Annotated in this window: 12 protein-coding genes; 7 read left to right on the plus strand and 5 right to left on the minus strand. The window is 74.9% G+C overall.

Annotation, left to right across the window (positions count from 1 at the left end; all coding sequences use genetic code 11):
* Window positions 1-56: 56 nt before the first annotated feature.
* Both AB0F29_RS22280 and AB0F29_RS22285 read right to left on the minus strand, forming a co-directional pair.
* Window positions 57-641 carry a sugar O-acetyltransferase gene (locus tag AB0F29_RS22280; protein WP_361874511.1) on the minus strand — a complete coding sequence of 195 codons (585 nt, stop codon included), beginning with the start codon at window positions 639-641 and terminating at the stop codon, window positions 57-59.
* Window positions 638-1,876, minus strand: coding sequence for an MFS transporter (locus tag AB0F29_RS22285; RefSeq protein ID WP_361874513.1), 1,239 nt, complete (start codon window positions 1,874-1,876; stop codon window positions 638-640). Before AB0F29_RS22285 ends, AB0F29_RS22280 begins: the two co-directional genes overlap by 4 nt.
* 228 nt (window positions 1,877-2,104) lie before the next feature.
* Here AB0F29_RS22285 and AB0F29_RS22290 point away from each other — a divergent pair, with 228 nt between their 5' ends.
* The 5 genes from AB0F29_RS22290 to AB0F29_RS22310 all read left to right on the plus strand — a co-directional run bounded on the left by AB0F29_RS22290 (window position 2,105) and on the right by AB0F29_RS22310 (window position 9,994).
* Window positions 2,105-3,082: a winged helix-turn-helix domain-containing protein gene (locus AB0F29_RS22290; RefSeq protein ID WP_361874515.1), complete on the plus strand. Its 978-nt coding sequence runs from the start codon at window positions 2,105-2,107 to the stop codon at window positions 3,080-3,082.
* A gap of 273 nt (window positions 3,083-3,355) precedes the next feature.
* Window positions 3,356-6,004, plus strand: a complete 2,649-nt coding sequence (lanKC, locus tag AB0F29_RS22295) for a class III lanthionine synthetase LanKC (protein ID WP_361874517.1) — start codon at window positions 3,356-3,358, stop codon at window positions 6,002-6,004.
* A 44-nt stretch (window positions 6,005-6,048) separates the two neighbouring features.
* Window positions 6,049-6,180, plus strand: a complete 132-nt coding sequence (locus tag AB0F29_RS22300; RefSeq protein ID WP_018956281.1) for a SapB/AmfS family lanthipeptide — start codon at window positions 6,049-6,051, stop codon at window positions 6,178-6,180.
* A 74-nt stretch (window positions 6,181-6,254) separates the two neighbouring features.
* On the plus strand, window positions 6,255-8,036 hold the full coding sequence (locus tag AB0F29_RS22305) for an ABC transporter ATP-binding protein (RefSeq protein ID WP_361874519.1): 1,782 nt from the start codon (window positions 6,255-6,257) through the stop codon (window positions 8,034-8,036).
* The gene (locus tag AB0F29_RS22310; protein ID WP_361874521.1) at window positions 8,033-9,994 is read left to right on the plus strand and encodes an ABC transporter ATP-binding protein; all 1,962 of its coding nucleotides are present in this window, start codon (window positions 8,033-8,035) and stop codon (window positions 9,992-9,994) included. Before AB0F29_RS22305 ends, AB0F29_RS22310 begins: the two co-directional genes overlap by 4 nt.
* Here the strand turns inward: AB0F29_RS22310 and AB0F29_RS22315 are convergent.
* The 3 genes from AB0F29_RS22315 to AB0F29_RS22325 form a co-directional block, all read right to left on the minus strand.
* On the minus strand, window positions 9,963-10,568 hold the full coding sequence (locus AB0F29_RS22315; RefSeq protein WP_361874523.1) for a response regulator transcription factor: 606 nt from the start codon (window positions 10,566-10,568) through the stop codon (window positions 9,963-9,965). The two genes, AB0F29_RS22310 and AB0F29_RS22315, sit on opposite strands and share 32 nt — an antisense overlap.
* A gap of 336 nt (window positions 10,569-10,904) precedes the next feature.
* Window positions 10,905-11,786, minus strand: a complete 882-nt coding sequence (locus AB0F29_RS22320; protein WP_361874525.1) for a transglutaminase-like domain-containing protein — start codon at window positions 11,784-11,786, stop codon at window positions 10,905-10,907.
* Window positions 11,787-11,861: 75 nt separating this feature from the next.
* Window positions 11,862-12,890 carry a GNAT family N-acetyltransferase gene (locus AB0F29_RS22325; RefSeq protein ID WP_361874527.1) on the minus strand — a complete coding sequence of 343 codons (1,029 nt, stop codon included), beginning with the start codon at window positions 12,888-12,890 and terminating at the stop codon, window positions 11,862-11,864.
* Window positions 12,891-13,007: 117 nt separating this feature from the next.
* Here AB0F29_RS22325 and fdxA point away from each other — a divergent pair, with 117 nt between their 5' ends.
* Entirely contained in the window at window positions 13,008-13,328 is a 321-nt protein-coding gene (fdxA, locus tag AB0F29_RS22330) for a ferredoxin (RefSeq protein ID WP_018956287.1), read from the plus strand.
* A gap of 232 nt (window positions 13,329-13,560) precedes the next feature.
* On the plus strand, window positions 13,561-14,655 hold the full coding sequence (gene dapC, locus AB0F29_RS22335) for a succinyldiaminopimelate transaminase (RefSeq protein ID WP_361874529.1): 1,095 nt from the start codon (window positions 13,561-13,563) through the stop codon (window positions 14,653-14,655).
* Window positions 14,656-14,823: the final 168 nt, after the last annotated feature.

The following is a 14,823-nucleotide window of genomic DNA, read 5'->3' on the forward strand; positions in this document are numbered from 1 at the left end:
GTGCGCTACGCGTCCGCTGTCCGGGTGCGTTACGTGCCCCGCCGGGCGCCCGAGGGTTACGCCTCCGCCTCGCCGATCTTCCGGATCACCCGGGCCGGGTTGCCGACGGCCACCACGTTTGCCGGCAGGTCCTTCGTGACGACGGCCCCCGCCCCGACCACGGTGTTCTCGCCGATGGTCACCCCGGGGCAGACGATCACCCCGCCGCCCAGCCAGACGTTGTCGCCGATGGTGATCGGCTGCGCGGCCTCCCACTTGGCGCGGCGCGGCTCGGGGTCGATCGGGTGGGTCGGGGTGAGCAGCTGGACGTTCGGGCCCATCTGGACATCCGCGCCGATCGTGATGCGGGCGACGTCCAGGAGGACCGCGCCGAAGTTGATGAACGTCCGGGGGCCGATGGCGGTCTGGTAGCCGTAGTCGACGCGCAGCGGCGGCCGGACCTCGGCGCCCTCGCCCAGCTCGCCGAGGAGCTCGGCCAGGGCGGCGCGCCGGGCCTCGGGGTCGGCGGCCGACGTGGCGTTGAAGCGCTCGCTCAGCACGGCCGCGTGCCGCGCCTCCGCCGCCAGTTCGGGGTCGTCGGCGATGTAGAGCTCGCCGGAGAGCATCGCTTCCTTCTGGCTGGGCCTGGCGTTGTCGCTCATGTGGTCTCTTCCGTGCGGGGTGTACGGGACGCTCGTGGTGATCCGTCCGCTACCGGCAGTCTGCCCCCGACATCCCCGGGCCGGTCACGCAGTCCCGGGGCCAGTACCAGCGTCACCGCCACCGAGAGCCCCGCGACCGCCGCCATGCCCGTCGCGGGGGAGGTCAGCTGAGCGATGCCGCCCGCCACGGCCGCCCCCACGCCCTGCATCGCGAACATCCCCGAGGAGCTGAGCCCGAGCGCCTGGCCGCTCAGCTCCTGCGGGGTGAGGGCCATCAGCCGTTCCTGGAGCAGCAGACTCGCGGCGAAGCCCACGCTCGCCAGGACGACCGCCGCCAGCGCGAGGGGCAGCTCCGGGCGCAGCGCGAAGAGCAGATAGGGCGCGGCGAGGAGCAGCCGGAGCGGGGACCCCAACCGCGCCCGCCACCGTGCCGTGACGAACCGCCCGACCAGCGTGTCCCCGGCCAGCATGCCCAGGGCCCCGCCGGCGAAGAGGAGCCCGGCGTGCCCGGGCGCGTACGCGACGTACAGGGACTCGGCCCCGACGACGAGCCCGTTGGGCACCCATAGCGCCAGGAACACGTAGCGGCGCGGTGTGGACGACCAGAGCAGCGCGTTCGTCCGCCGCGTCTCCCGGACCGACGGGCGGCCGGTGGCCCGGGGCGGCCGGGCGGTCAGCCCGAAGCGGGTCACGGCCGCCGCGACGACGTACAGGCCCGCCCCGATCAGCAGCGTGCCGCGCGCCGAGAACACCGACACCAGCAGCCCGCCCACCGCGAACCCGCAGATCTGCATCGCGCCGCCCGTCATGTTCAGCACGGAGCGGCCGAGCAGGAACCCCTCGCGCGGAACGATCTCGTTGAGCAGCCCGTACCGTACGCCCCCGCCCGGTGACGAGGCCGCGCCCACCACCAGCAGGACGGCGAACGCGGCCCACAGCGGCAGTCCGGGAGCGGCCTGGAGGCAGGCTGCCCCGGCGGAGAGCAGCGCCAGGGCGGTCAGCGCGGCGCGCGGCGGCAGCCGGTCCGCCGCCGACAGCAGGGTGAGCGCCCCGGCCACCTGGGCCAGCGACGGGCCGAACATCGCCAGGGCCGACAGCAGGGGCGAGCCCGTCCGCGTGTACACGAGGGTGCCCAGCGCCAGACCGGTCGCGGTCTGGGCGGCCGTCTGCACGGAGACGGCGGCGAAGAAGGGGGAGAACTCCGGGGTTCGGAACAGTTCGCGGTAGGTGCGCATGGGGTGGAGTCTCGGGACCCCGTCGCCGGGAGCGTTACTGTTTCGCGCGGACGCGAAAGCCCGGACGTGCGGGGCGGCGGGCGGCAGGGTCGGAGGGCTGACGGGGAGCGGGCGGCGTGGCGGTGGGGTTGGAGGGCTGACGGGGAGCGGGGTGGCGCGGCGGGCAGGGCCGGAGGGGCGAAGGGTCGAAGGGTCGAAGGGTCGACGGAGAGTGAGGCGGGGGGACGCGTGGGCTGGTGGCAGGTCGGTGCGGACACGCTCGCGAACAGCCGGTTCGTCGTCTCGCCCCTCGCGGAGGCCGTCGCGAGCCTGCTGGTCCTGGAGCGGGCCACCGCCGCGCACCCCGGCGAGCGCGCCTGGCTGGAGACCCACCTGCCCGCGTACCGGCGGTGGAAGGCCGGCCACCCGGTCTCCGCGCTGGTGATCGGCTCCGCGCTCGCGCCCCGGTGGAACGCCGACTTCCTCGTCCCCGCGCCGGCCCCGGCCCCGCCCGGCCAGGCCCCACCCTCCTTCGCCGCCGAACTGGCGCCGGTCCGGGCGACCCCGCCCGGGCGGGCCCGCGCCGACCTGGCCGAGGCGCTGCGCGGGCCGCTGCCCGCCGCGCTGGACCGGGACGACCTGGCCGAGCGCGCCGCCGACGCCGTGGAGTGGGTCTGGACGCACGCCGTGCTGCCCGACTGGCCGAGGCGGCGGCGGATCCTGGAGGCCGATGTGGTGGCCCGTTCCGCCCAGTTGGGACGTGGCGGCTGGGCCGAAGCGGTGAACGGCATGCGCCCCGGCGTCCGTTGGCTGGGCGGCAGCCGGCTCCAGATCAACACCCACGACAACCCGCCCCGCGAACTGGGCGGCGCACAACTGCTGTTCGTCCCCGTGACCCCGTACCAGTCCTGGGTCTGCTGGGACATCCCGCGCCGGTACGGGCTGGTGTACCCATGCTCCGGCGCGCTCACCGAGGCCGGGAGCGTTCCCGTGTCCGACGCCCTGGGCGCGCTGATCGGTCCGGCGCGGGCGGCCGTCCTGCTGCTGCTCGCCTCCCCGCTCAGCACGACGCAGCTCGTCGCGCTGACCGGGCAGGGGCTGGGCTCGGTCGGCCGGCATCTGCGGGTCCTGCTGGACGCCGGCCTGGTCCGCCGCCGTCGCGCGGGCCGCTCCGTGCTCTATTTCCGTACAGAGGCGGGCGACGTCCTGGTGCACGGCGCGGACTGAGGCGGGTGTCCTGGTGCACGGCGCGGACTGACGCGGACGTTCCTGGCGCACGGCGCGGACTGAGGCGGGTGCGAAAGCGCCCCTCTCGCGCCCCCGCACGCCCCCGGCGCGCACCCGTCCCGGGCTGGGCGGCAAGCGGATACCCATCAGTACGCGGTGCGCTCCGCACGGTTGGCGCGCATGTACGAGTCGTGACAACAGTGACTATGGGCATGGCTCATCGTTGTGACAACTTCTCTCTCGCCACGAAAGAACCGAGCGAGGGGGCCGTGCGTGAATCCGGAGTACGCCGCGTACTGCCAGGCGGACCGCCGCTTCTACGACGCACCCCACCGCTCCCCCGGACCGGGCGGAGCCGCCGACGAGGAGCGCTCGTTCTACGCTCCGCTCCGTGGCGCCGTACCCGCCGGGTGGACGCGCACCCGGCGCGGCGACTGGCTCGCGTACAGCCCCGACGGGCTGCGACTGCCGCCCCAGGGCTGGAAGATCCACGTCTCGGCCGCCCTCGACAACGCCGCCTCCGTGCTGGAGCGGGTCGTCGCCCACTGTCTTGAACATCGGCTGGCCTTCAAGTGCGTGCCCAGCGCGGGGCTGTTGGCCCTGCGGAACGCCAAGTACGCGGACCGGGCCGGCAGCGGGAAGTTCATCACCGTCTACCCGCCGTCCGACGAGGCGTTCCCCGAGGTGTGCACCGCCCTCATGCGGCTGCTGGAGGGCGAGCACGGCCCGTACATCCTGAGCGACCTGCGGTGCGGGAACGGGCCGGTGCACACCCGGTACGGGGCGTTCGCCGCCCGCTTCTGCTCCGGTCCCGACGGGCGGCCCGTGCCCGCCGTCGCCGATCCGCAGGGCCGGCTCGTCCCGGACGACCGGGGCCCGTCCTTCCGCGTCCCCTCCTGGGTGACCCCGCCCGGCTTCCTGATGCCGCACCTCGAAGCCCGCGCCGCCGTGGGCCTCGCGGACCTCCCGTACACCGTGGAGAAGGCGCTGCACTTCTCCAACGGCGGCGGGGTCTACCTCGGCCGCGACAGCCGCACCGGCGAGCAGGTCGTCCTCAAGGAGGCGCGGCCGTACGCCGGTCTGGCCGCCGACGGGGCGGACGCCGTGGCCCGGCTGGAGCGCGAACGGGCGGCCCTGGAGCAACTGGCCGGACTGGACTGCGTGCCCGCCGTACGGGACGCCTTCGAGGTCGGCGACCACCACTTCCTGGTCCTCCAGTACATCCCCGGCGCCACCCTCAACACCGTCTTCGCCCGCCGCTTCCCGCTCGCCCGGCAGCACCCGTCACCCGAACTGCTCGCCGAACACGCGGACTGGGCGGCGGAGTTGTACGGGAAGGTCGCGCGCGCCGTCGAGGCGGTGCACGACCGGGGCATCGTCATCAGCGACCTGCACATGAGCAACGTCATGGTCGACGAGGAGAACGCGCGCATCGTCCTGCTCGACTTCGAGGCGGCCTCCCCGGCCGCCGAACGCCGTCGCCAGATCGTCGCCAACCCGGCCTTCGTCGCCCCGCCCGACCGGCGCGGCGCCGACATCGACCGCTACGCGCTGGCCTGTCTGCGGCTCGCCCTGTACCTGCCGCTCACCACGCTGTTCGGCATCGACCGCACCAAGGCCACTGGTCTAGCCCGGGACATCGCCCGGGTCTTCCCGGTCACCGAGGAGGAGCTGCGGCCCGCCGTCGCGGAGATCCTGCGCGACACCGGGCAGCCAGGGGCGGGCGTCACCGCCGTGCCCGCTCCCTTGTCTGCCCCCGTATCCGTTCCCGCCCCCGGCGACTGGCCGCGCAGCCGTGACGCGATGGTCCGGGCCATCACCGCCTCCTGCACACCGGAGCGCGAGGACCGCTGCTTCCCCGGGGACATCGCCCAGTTCGCCACCGCCACCGGCGGCCAGTCCTTCGCGTACGGCACGGCCGGAGTGCTCTACGCCCTCCACGAGACGGGCGCCCCGCCGTGCGAGGAGGCCGAGGACCGGCTCCTGCGGCACGCCAAGGACCCGGCGTCCGGCAGCCCCCTCGGCTTCTACGACGGGCTCACCGGCATCGCCTGGACCCTGCACCGGATCGGCCGCACCGCCGAGGCCGCCGACCTCCTCCGGATCATCCTCGACCAGCCCCTGGAAGGCCTCGCGCCCGGCCTCCACAACGGGTACGCGGGCATCGGCCTCGCCTTCGACGACCTGGCCCGCACCGCCTCCGCCACCGACGCCCCGGCGCTGTCCGCCGCGGCAGCCCGCTGCACCGCCCTCGCCGTCCGCGCGCTCGTCGACGGCCCGCCGTCGCCCCGCACCGGGCTGCTGCACGGCGTCAGCGGCATCGCCCTGCTCCTGGTGCGCCGGTACGCGACCACCGGGGACCCCACCCTGCTCGACCTGGCGGCCACCGCGCTCCGCCGCGACCTGGAACGCTGCCGGACCGGCGACGACGGCGAACTCCTCGTCGTCGAGGGCAAGCGGCTGATGCCGTACCTCGGTTCGGGCAGCGCCGGCATCGCGGCCGTCATCGACGCCTACCTGGCCCACCGCCCGGACCCCGCGCTCGAAGCGGCGGGCCGCGCCCTCCTGCCCGCCGCGCTCTCCGCCTTCTACGTCCAGCCCGGACTGCTCCGGGGCTCCGCCGGCCTCCTGCTGCACCTCGCGGTCACCCCGCTGTGCGACGAGGCCGACCGGCAGCGCGCGATCGCCCGCCACACCGACCTGCTGGCCAGCCACGCCCTCGCGTACGGAGGCGGACTCGCCTTCCCCGGCGAGCAGTTGATGCGCCTGTCGATGGACCTGGCCACCGGGACCGCCGGCGCTCTCCTCGCCCTGGGCGCCGCGCTCGGCGGCTCCACCGGACTTCCCTTCCTGCCCGCCGCTCCGGCGGCGGGCCCCGGCCGCGCGAGCGGCCCCATGAACCGGCCCCGCCAGGGGTCGTAGCAACACACCGTTCAGCACCACCAACGTCCCCGAAAGGACACATCATGGCGCTTCTCGACCTTCAGGCGATGGAGACCCCGGCCGAGGACTCCTTCGGCGAGCTCGCCACGGGCAGCCAGGTCTCGCTGCTGGTCTGTGAGTACAGCTCGCTCAGCGTGGTCCTCTGCACCCCGTGACCCGCACCGGCCGGCCCATCGGTGTTCCTCACCGGTGGGCCGGCCGGCCCACGTGCCCCCAGAAAGGCCACCCCGTGCGGCTGCACCCACGCCCGGGCACGGAGTCCGGCGCCCGGCGGCTCGCCCGGCAGCATCCGGCGGCCCTTCTCGGGCTCCTCCTCTGCTCCACCGGCGGGGCACTCGCCGCCCTCGCCCTGCCCGCCGCCCTCGGCCACACCGTCGACCGGCTCGTCGCCGGCGGCCCGGTGCCCTGGTCGGCACTGCTGCTCTGCGTGGCCCTGACCCTCGCCGAGACCGGGTTCGACGCGGCGGCCGCCGTGACCGGCACGAGCACCGCCGCCCGGCTCACCGCGTCCCTGCGCACCCGTACCACCGCCCGGGTCCTTGCAGCCGAACCCCGCCGCGCCCTCGCCCTGCCCACCGGCGACCTCACCGCCCGGCTCACCGCCCGTACCGCCGACGCCGCCTCCGCGCCCGTCACCGCCGCCGGGGCCGTCTCCGGCGTCCTGCTGCCGCTCGGCGCGATCGTCGGCCTTCTCCTCATCGACATCTGGACGGCCGCCGCCCTCCTCCTCGGCGCCCCCCTCCTCGTCGCACTGCTGCGCGCCTTCACCCGCCGGACCGCCGACGCCGGGGCCGACTACCAGCGCGCCCAGTCGCTCATCGCCCACCGCCTCACCGAGGCCCTCGACGGCGCCGACACCATCCGCGCCGCCCGCACCGGCGCACACGAGCACCGCCGCGTCCTGGAACCCCTGACCGCCCTCGCCGAACACGGCAGGCGCACCTGGTCGGTGTACGGGCGGGCCGTCGGCACCAGCGGCCTCCTGCTGCCCCTGCTCATGCTGCTGGTCCTCGCGGTAGCCGGCCTCCGGCTCGGCGCGGGCGCGATCGGCGTCGGCGACCTGGTCGCCGCCTCCCGCTACGCGAGCCTCGCCGTCGGCATCGGCGCCCTGACCGGCGCGCTCGGCGCCCTCGCCCGCAGCCGCGCCGCCGCCCGGAGCCTGGAGCCCCTCCTCACCCTCGCACCGCTGCCGCACCGCGGCCTGGGCCCGGCGCCCGGCGCCCCCGGACACCTCGAACTCCGGGACGTCGGCGTCGAACAGGACGGCGGCCCGCTGCTGACCGGCGTCCACCTCACCGTCCCCGGCGGCACCTCACTGGCGGTCGTCGGGCGCTCCGGCTCCGGAAAGTCGGTGCTCGCCGCGGTCGCCGGGCGGCTGCTCGACCCGGACACCGGAAGCGTGCTGCTGGACGGCGTCCCGATGGACGGCATGGAACCGGCCCGGCTGCGCCGCGAGGTGGCGTACGCCTTCGCCCGCCCGGCCCTCCCCGGCGTCACCGTCGAGGACACGATCGCCTACGGGCCCTGGACCGCGTCGCCCGAAGCCGTACGCGACGCCGCCCGCGCGGCCCGCGCCGACGGGTTCCTCGCGCTGCTCCCGTACGGCTACGCCACGCCGGTCGCCGACGCCCCGCTGTCCGGCGGCGAACGCCAACGCCTCGGTCTGGCCCGCGCGTTCGCCCACCCCGGCCGTCTGCTGATCCTCGACGACGCGCTGTCCAGCCTCGACACCGTGACCGAGCACCACGTCCGGCGCGCGCTAGACGTGCGGGCCGGACACTGCACCCGGGTCATCGTCGCCCACCGGCTGTCCTCGGCCGCGCGGGCGGACCGGGTCGCCTGGCTGGAGGACGGCAGGATCCGCGCGACCGGCCGCCACGACGAACTCTGGGCGGACCCGGACTACCGGGCGGTCTTCCGTACGGACACCAGCACGGACACCCCCGCCGAGGGCGCCGCGCCGGCGAGCCGCACGCCCGCGACGCCGACCGCCGGAGCGGAGGCCCGGTGAAGGCCGACAGGGCCCGCCCCCGGCGCGACGGGCAGCGGCACGGAGCACGCCCCCGGCGCGACGGGCGACATGAGGCTCACCCGCAGCGCGACGCCCAGGACAAGGCCCGCCCCGGGTGCGACGAGCAGGAGCGCGGAGCACGCCCCCGGTGCGACGAGCAGGAGCGCGGAGCACGCCCCCGGCGCGACACGTCGCTGCGGCGGGTCGGCCGTGAGGCCCGGCCCTTCCTGCGGGCGCGGACCGGTGTGATCCTGCGGCTGGCCGGCTGGTCCCTGCTGGAGTTCGCCCAGACCTTCCTCGGCGGATTCGGGGTCGCCCGCGCGCTCGACGACGGCTTCCTCGCCGGAAGCCCGCGGACCGGCCTCCTCTGGCTGGCCGTCGCCGCGCTCGCCGTGCTGCCGTCCGTGCCCGCCGCCCGTGGAGTGTTCGGCCGGCTCGCGGACCTCGTGGAGCCGCTGCGCGACGGACTGGTCCGGCGCGCCGTGTCCCGGGCGCTGTCCGGCGCGCTCGACCGGGCCGGCGACGTCAGCACCCGGTCCCTGTCGCAGGTCACCCACCAGAGTGAGATCGCCCGCGACGGCTGGGCCGGACTCGTCCTGACGCTCCGCTCGTTCGTCTTCACGGCGGCCGGGGCCGTCACCGGCCTGCTGGCCCTCTCGCCCGCCCTCCTCCTGATCGTGCTGCCCCCGCTGGTGCTCGGGGCCGCCCTGTTCCTCTCCACCCTGCCGCCGATGGCCGCCCGCCAGCGCGACTACCTCGCCGCCGACGAGGCGTACGCCGCCCACGCGGGCCTGCTCGCCGCCTCCCTGCGCGACATCGCCGCCGCCGGGGCCGCCGAGCGGACGGTGGCCGAGTCCCGGACCCTCGCCGAGGCGCAGCTCGCCGCCTCCCGATCGCTGGCCCGCTGGTCGGGCGTACGGGTGCTGGCCCTCGCCGTCTGTGGCCGGTTTCCGCCGCTCCTGCTGCTCCTGGGCGCGCCCTGGCTGCTGCGGAACGGGCTCACGCCGGGCGCGCTGGTCGGCGCGCTGACCTACCTCACCCAGGCGCTCGCCCCCGCCGTCCAGGCGCTGATGACCATGCTGGGCACCGCCGGGGGCCGGCTCGTCGTGGTCCTGGACCGGTTCACGGACGCACCGCCGCCGCCCGCCGACGACCCGCCACCGCCCGCCCGGGAGGCCGCCCCGCCACCGCGCGGGACCCCGGTCGCCGAGCTCCACGCGGTCAGCTTCGCGTACGGGCCCGGCGCCCAACCCGTCCTGGACCGGCTCTCCCTGACGATCGGGGCGGGGGAGCACCTCGCGGTCGTCGGCCCGAGCGGCAGCGGCAAGTCGACCCTGGCCGCCGTCCTCGCCGGGACCGAGCGGCCCACCGGGGGAGCGGTGCGGTGGCGGGGGCGGCCGGTGCGCCCGGCCGACGCCACCTCCGTACGCGTCCTGCTGCCCCAGCACGCCTACGTGTTCAGAGGCTCGCTGCGGGACAACCTCCGCTACCTCCGCCCCGGCGCCCGGGACCGGGAGATCGCGGCCATGGCGGACGCGCTCGGTCTGGACGCGCTGCTCTCCCGGCTCGGCTCCCTCGACGCCGCCGTCGAACCGGACCGGCTCTCCCAGGGTGAACGGCAGCTGATCGCCCTGGGCCGGGCCTACCTCGCCGCCCCGCCGCTGCTGATCCTCGACGAGGCGACCAGCCGGCTCGACCCGGCCGCCGAGACCCGCGCCGAGCTGGCGTTCGGGGCCCTGCCGGGCGCGCTCGTCGTCGTCGCCCACCGGCTCAGCTCGGCCCGCCGCGCCGGACGGACCCTGGTGATGGACGGCCCGCGCACCCAGTGCGGCACCCACGGTGAACTCCTGGACTCCTGCGCCCTCTACCGCGACCTGGCCGGCCTCTGGGACCCGGAGGACGAGGAAGGGAAGAGGCGGCGCGGCATCAGATCCACCCCGCCTCCTTCGCCCGTCTGATCGCGTCCAGCCGATTACGCGCCCCGGACTTCCGTATGGCGGCGGCCAGATAATTGCGGACCGTCCCCGGCGTCAGGTGCAGCCGCCCGGCGATCCCGGCCACGGTCTCGCCCCCCTCGGCCATGGAGAGCACACTCAACTCCCTTGGCGATAACGGCATGTCGGCCACCTGCAAGAGGCTGAAAGCCAGCGACTCGTCGATATGCCGTCCCCCGTCCGCCAGCTTGTGCATCACCTCGGACAGGTCGTCCACCGGGCGGTACTTGTCGATGTAGCCGAGCGCCCCCGCCTCGTACGCCCGTCGCAGGCCGCTCGGCCGGTCGCTGCGGGTGAGCACGGCGAGGGGAAACGGCTCGCCGTGCGGTGTGGTCATCGTCTTCACCTCGTCGAGGACGTCCAGCGCGCCCGGACAGTCGAGGTCGGTGAGGAGCACATCGGGACCCGGCCCGCTCAGCGCGGCACGTATCGCACCGCGTTCGGCGGTGCGGACCTCTATCCCCCGCCCCGTGCCGAGGAGCGACGCCAGCGACGCGCGCCACAACGGCACGGTGTGGACCAGCAGCACGGTTGTCATCAGTCTGCCCTCAGCTTCTCTCTGCCGGCCCCGCCCGGCGCGGAACGCGACGGGCCGTACGCATCCGGTGACGGGTATCCAGTTGAGCGCATGGGCATTCGCGTACGCCGACAAACGGGCTGAATACCGCTCCCGTTGGGCGCGGGAGGGGGCGTTCGGATGCACGACGGGAGCGCACATCGCTCACGGACCCATCCGTCTCGCCACCGCACGGGCGCCGGAGGGCGCCGGAAGGGCGCCAGAAGGGCGTCGACGGGGCGTCGACGGGGCGTCGACCGGGCGTCGACGGGGCGGATTCCCGCCGCAGTCCCGCCGCATTCCCGCCGGGCAGCCGGTTCAGTTCAGCAGGGCGCGCGCGGCGTGGGCCTTGCGCCGGATGTTCTCGGCCGTCGTCGGCTCGATTCCGTCGAGGATCTCCGCATATTCCTCCATCTCCGCCGCCCCGCGCAGGAATTCACCCCGCTGGACCAGGAGCTGGGCGCGCTCGAAGCGGAGTCGGGCCGGATGCGAGGGCAGGAGCAGCGACAGCTCCACCGCCCACAGGGCCACATCCGTGCGCTCGGGCCGGGCCGCCGCCCACGCCCGGACGTTGTTCAGGATCCGCAGCACGATCTCCAGCGGCCGCGCGGGCGTCATCATCGACGGCTCCAGGGCCGCTCCGGTGGCCCCCGTGACCAGCAGCTCCGCGTCCTGCCCGGTCAGCGGCGCGCCCCCGGCGAACGGATCGGCCAGCACCGGGTGTTCCCGGTCGCCGAAGCCGACCACGAAGTGGCCGGGCAGCGCCACCCCGTACACCGGTGCGCCCGCCCTCCTGGCGACCTCGATCCAGACGACCGACAACAGGATCGGCAGGCCCCTGCGGCGGCGCAGCACCTGCTGGAGGAGTGAGGAGTCCAGCCGCTGGTAGTCGACGGAGGAGCCGCCGAAGCCGCAGTCTCCGCCCAGCAGTCCGGCCAGCGCCGAGGCCCAGGCGGCGGGGGAGCGGGAGCCGTACGGCAGCAGCCCGGCCAGCCGGTCCAGCTCGATCTGCGCGGCATCGATGCCGTACGGGTCGGGGAGGGCCTCCCCCGGAGTCACCGGACGGACCTCGGCCGGGCCCACCGGTCCGGCCTCCGCGCCCAGCAGCAGACAGAGGAGGGCGAGGTCCGGCCGCTCGGACCGGGCCTCCTCGGCGAACTGCCGCCGCCGCTCGGCCGTTCCGGAATCCAGCGCGCTCATATGCGACCCATGTTCCTGTCCCTGCTCATGTGCGTCGATCCGCCGGAGGGTCCGGCGCGGGGCCACCGGCGCCCGTCACGCCGAGCGGTAGTGGTGGTAGCGGTGGTGGGCCGCGAAGCCCATGCCGTCGTACAGCGCCCGCGCACCCTCATTGTCCTCCTCGACCTGGAGCCAGGCCGCCGAAGCGCCCTCGTCCAGTGCCCGGCGGGCCAGCGCGGCCATCACGGTGGTGGCGAGACCGCGCCGCCGCTGCTCCGGAGCGACCTCGACGGCCATGAACCCCGCCCAACGGCCGTCCACGACACACCGCCCGATCGCGGCCGGCGGGGCGGCCGGATCCGCGTCCGGGGCCGCTGTGTCCCCGGTGGACCCCGGCACCGTGGCGAACCAGACCGAAGGGCCGCTGCCCAGCACCCGCAGCACAGGGGGGCCGGGGGTGGAGAAACGCTGGTAGCGGGCGAGCCAGGCCGCGTCCGGTTCGCGGGTCAGACGGACCGCCCGCACCTCCGCGCGAAGGTCACCGACCGGCGCCAGCGCGGCGATCCGCACCTCCGCCGAGACCTCGCGCCGCCAGCCGTGCCGCTCCAACTCCGCGCACAGCGGCTCCTGCGTGCCCTCGGCCCCGGTCGCCGTCTGGACGTACGCGGGCAGGCCCCGCGCCTCGTACCAGTCCCGGACCCGTCCGAGCGCCTCGCCGACCGGCAGCCCCGGATCGCCGAGCGGCAGCGCGGAGTTGGCGCGCCGGGTGAAGCCCCCGGCGGCGCGCAGCCGCCAGTCGCCCAGCGCTTCGCTCTCCACGGGCTGCCAGGCGCGCGCGGTGACGGAGGCGAGCTCCCCGAAGGAGGCGGCGGGACCGCGACGGCGGGCCGGGGCGGCGGGAACGACCTTGCCCGCCACCAAAGTGGATTCCACGATGTGGACGGATTCCCCGCTCTTTCGTGTGATCGAGAGCACATCGTTGTTCCATGATGTGAGCACCCCGACCACGTCGGTGAACCGCGCGCCTGTACCCCCGCCGTCCGTCCGGCGTCGAACGGACACGCGTTTGCCCACGTCAGCGGGTGTGATCCTGACTTCCAGCCGTCCGCCGATGGTGAATTCCACAGCTCTGTCCGCCCCTCCTGTTCGGATCGTGCCCGAGAACGGAGATACTAGAGGCGGGCATCGACGACGCCGCGCTCCCGCGCGAGAGCCAACGCCCTACCGAGGAGGAACGACAGCGTGACCTACGTCATCGCGCAGCCTTGTGTCGACGTGAAGGACAAGGCCTGCATCGAAGAGTGCCCCGTCGACTGTATCTACGAGGGCCAGCGGTCCTTGTACATCCACCCGGACGAGTGCGTCGACTGTGGAGCCTGTGAGCCGGTCTGCCCGGTCGAGGCGATCTTCTACGAGGACGACACTCCGGAGGAGTGGAAGGACTACTACAAGGCGAACGTCGAGTTCTTCGACGACCTCGGCTCTCCGGGCGGTGCTTCGAAGCTCGGTCTCATCGAGCGCGACCACGCGTTCATCGCCGCACTGCCGCCGCAGAACCAGTAAGCGGCGGTACCACGCGCGGCCCGGTCCCGTACGGCTTGTCACCGTGCGGGGCCGAGGCGTTCCCCGTACCTCCGGGACCGCCATCGGACCCCGGTAGCGCGGGGCCGGCCAGCGGGCCCCGATCGCGCCGGGGCCGTCAGCGGGTTTCCGTACCGGGGGTCCGTCACCGCGTGTCTGTCACCGCGTGTCCGTTCCGCCGCCCCGTCGAGAACACCCGAGAAAGCAGAGTGCCGTGTCCGCAGTCTCCTCCCGCCTCCCGGTCTTCCCCTGGGACAGGCTCGCGCCCTACAAGTCGACGGCCCAGGCCCACCCGGACGGCATCGTGGACCTGTCCGTCGGCACCCCGGTCGACCCGGTCCCCGAGCTCGTCCAGCAGGCGCTCGTCGCCGCCGCGGACAGCCCCGGCTATCCGACGGTGTGGGGCACCGAGGCCCTGCGGGACGCCCTCACCGGCTGGGTGGAGCGCCGCCTCGGCGCGGTCGGCATGACCCACGCGGGCGTGCTGCCGGTCGTCGGATCCAAGGAGTTGGTGGCCTGGCTGCCGACACAGCTCGGGCTCGGAGCGGGCGACAAGGTGGCCTACCCCCGGCTCGCCTACCCGACGTACGAGGTCGGCGCCCGGCTCTGCGGGGCGGAGCCCGTCGTCTACGACGACCCGACCGAGCTGGACCCGGCGGGGCTGAAGCTGCTCTGGCTCAACTCGCCCTCCAACCCGACGGGCAAGGTGCTGCCCAAGGACGAGCTGACCCGGATCGTCGCCTGGGCGCGCGAACACGGCGTGCTGGTCTTCAGCGACGAGTGCTACCTGGAGCTCGGCTGGGACGCCGAGCCGGTATCCGTGCTCCACCCGGACGTCTGCGGCGGCCACCACGACGGCATCGTCGCCGTCCACTCGCTTTCCAAGCGCTCCAACCTGGCCGGATACCGGGCCGCGTTCATCGCGGGCGACGCGGCCGTCCTGGGCGAGCTGCTGCTCATCCGCAAGCACGGGGGGATGATGACGCCCGCCCCCGTCCAGGCCGCCACCATCGCCGCGCTCGGCGACGACGTGCACGTGTCCGAGCAGCGCGCCCGTTACGCGGACCGGCGCCTCGCCCTGCGCGCGGCGCTGGAGGCGCACGGCTTCCGGATCGAACACAGCGAGGCGACCCTCTACCTGTGGGCGACCCGCGACGAACCGTGCTGGGAGACCGTGGCGTACCTCGCGGAGCTCGGCATCCTGGTGGCGCCCGGCGACTTCTACGGCCCGGCGGGCGCGCGTTTCGTCCGGGTCGCGTTCACCGCGACCGACGAGCGGGTGGCGGCGGCGGTCAAGCGCCTGTCCTGACTCAGGGCGGCGACGCGACGCGCCGAGGGCCTCGGGAGTGCGCCGCCGGCCTCCTGACCCGCCTGCCCGAATGCGCTCGCATCCACCACAGCCCCCACTTTCGCTTCGAGGACAGCCGCGCCCTGCACCGTGTCGTCGCCGGTCCACGCATCCACGTGCTGGGCTATC

The sequence above is a fragment of the Streptomyces sp. NPDC026589 genome (assembly GCF_040638385.1).
Taxonomy (GTDB): Bacteria; Actinomycetota; Actinomycetes; order Streptomycetales; family Streptomycetaceae; genus Streptomyces.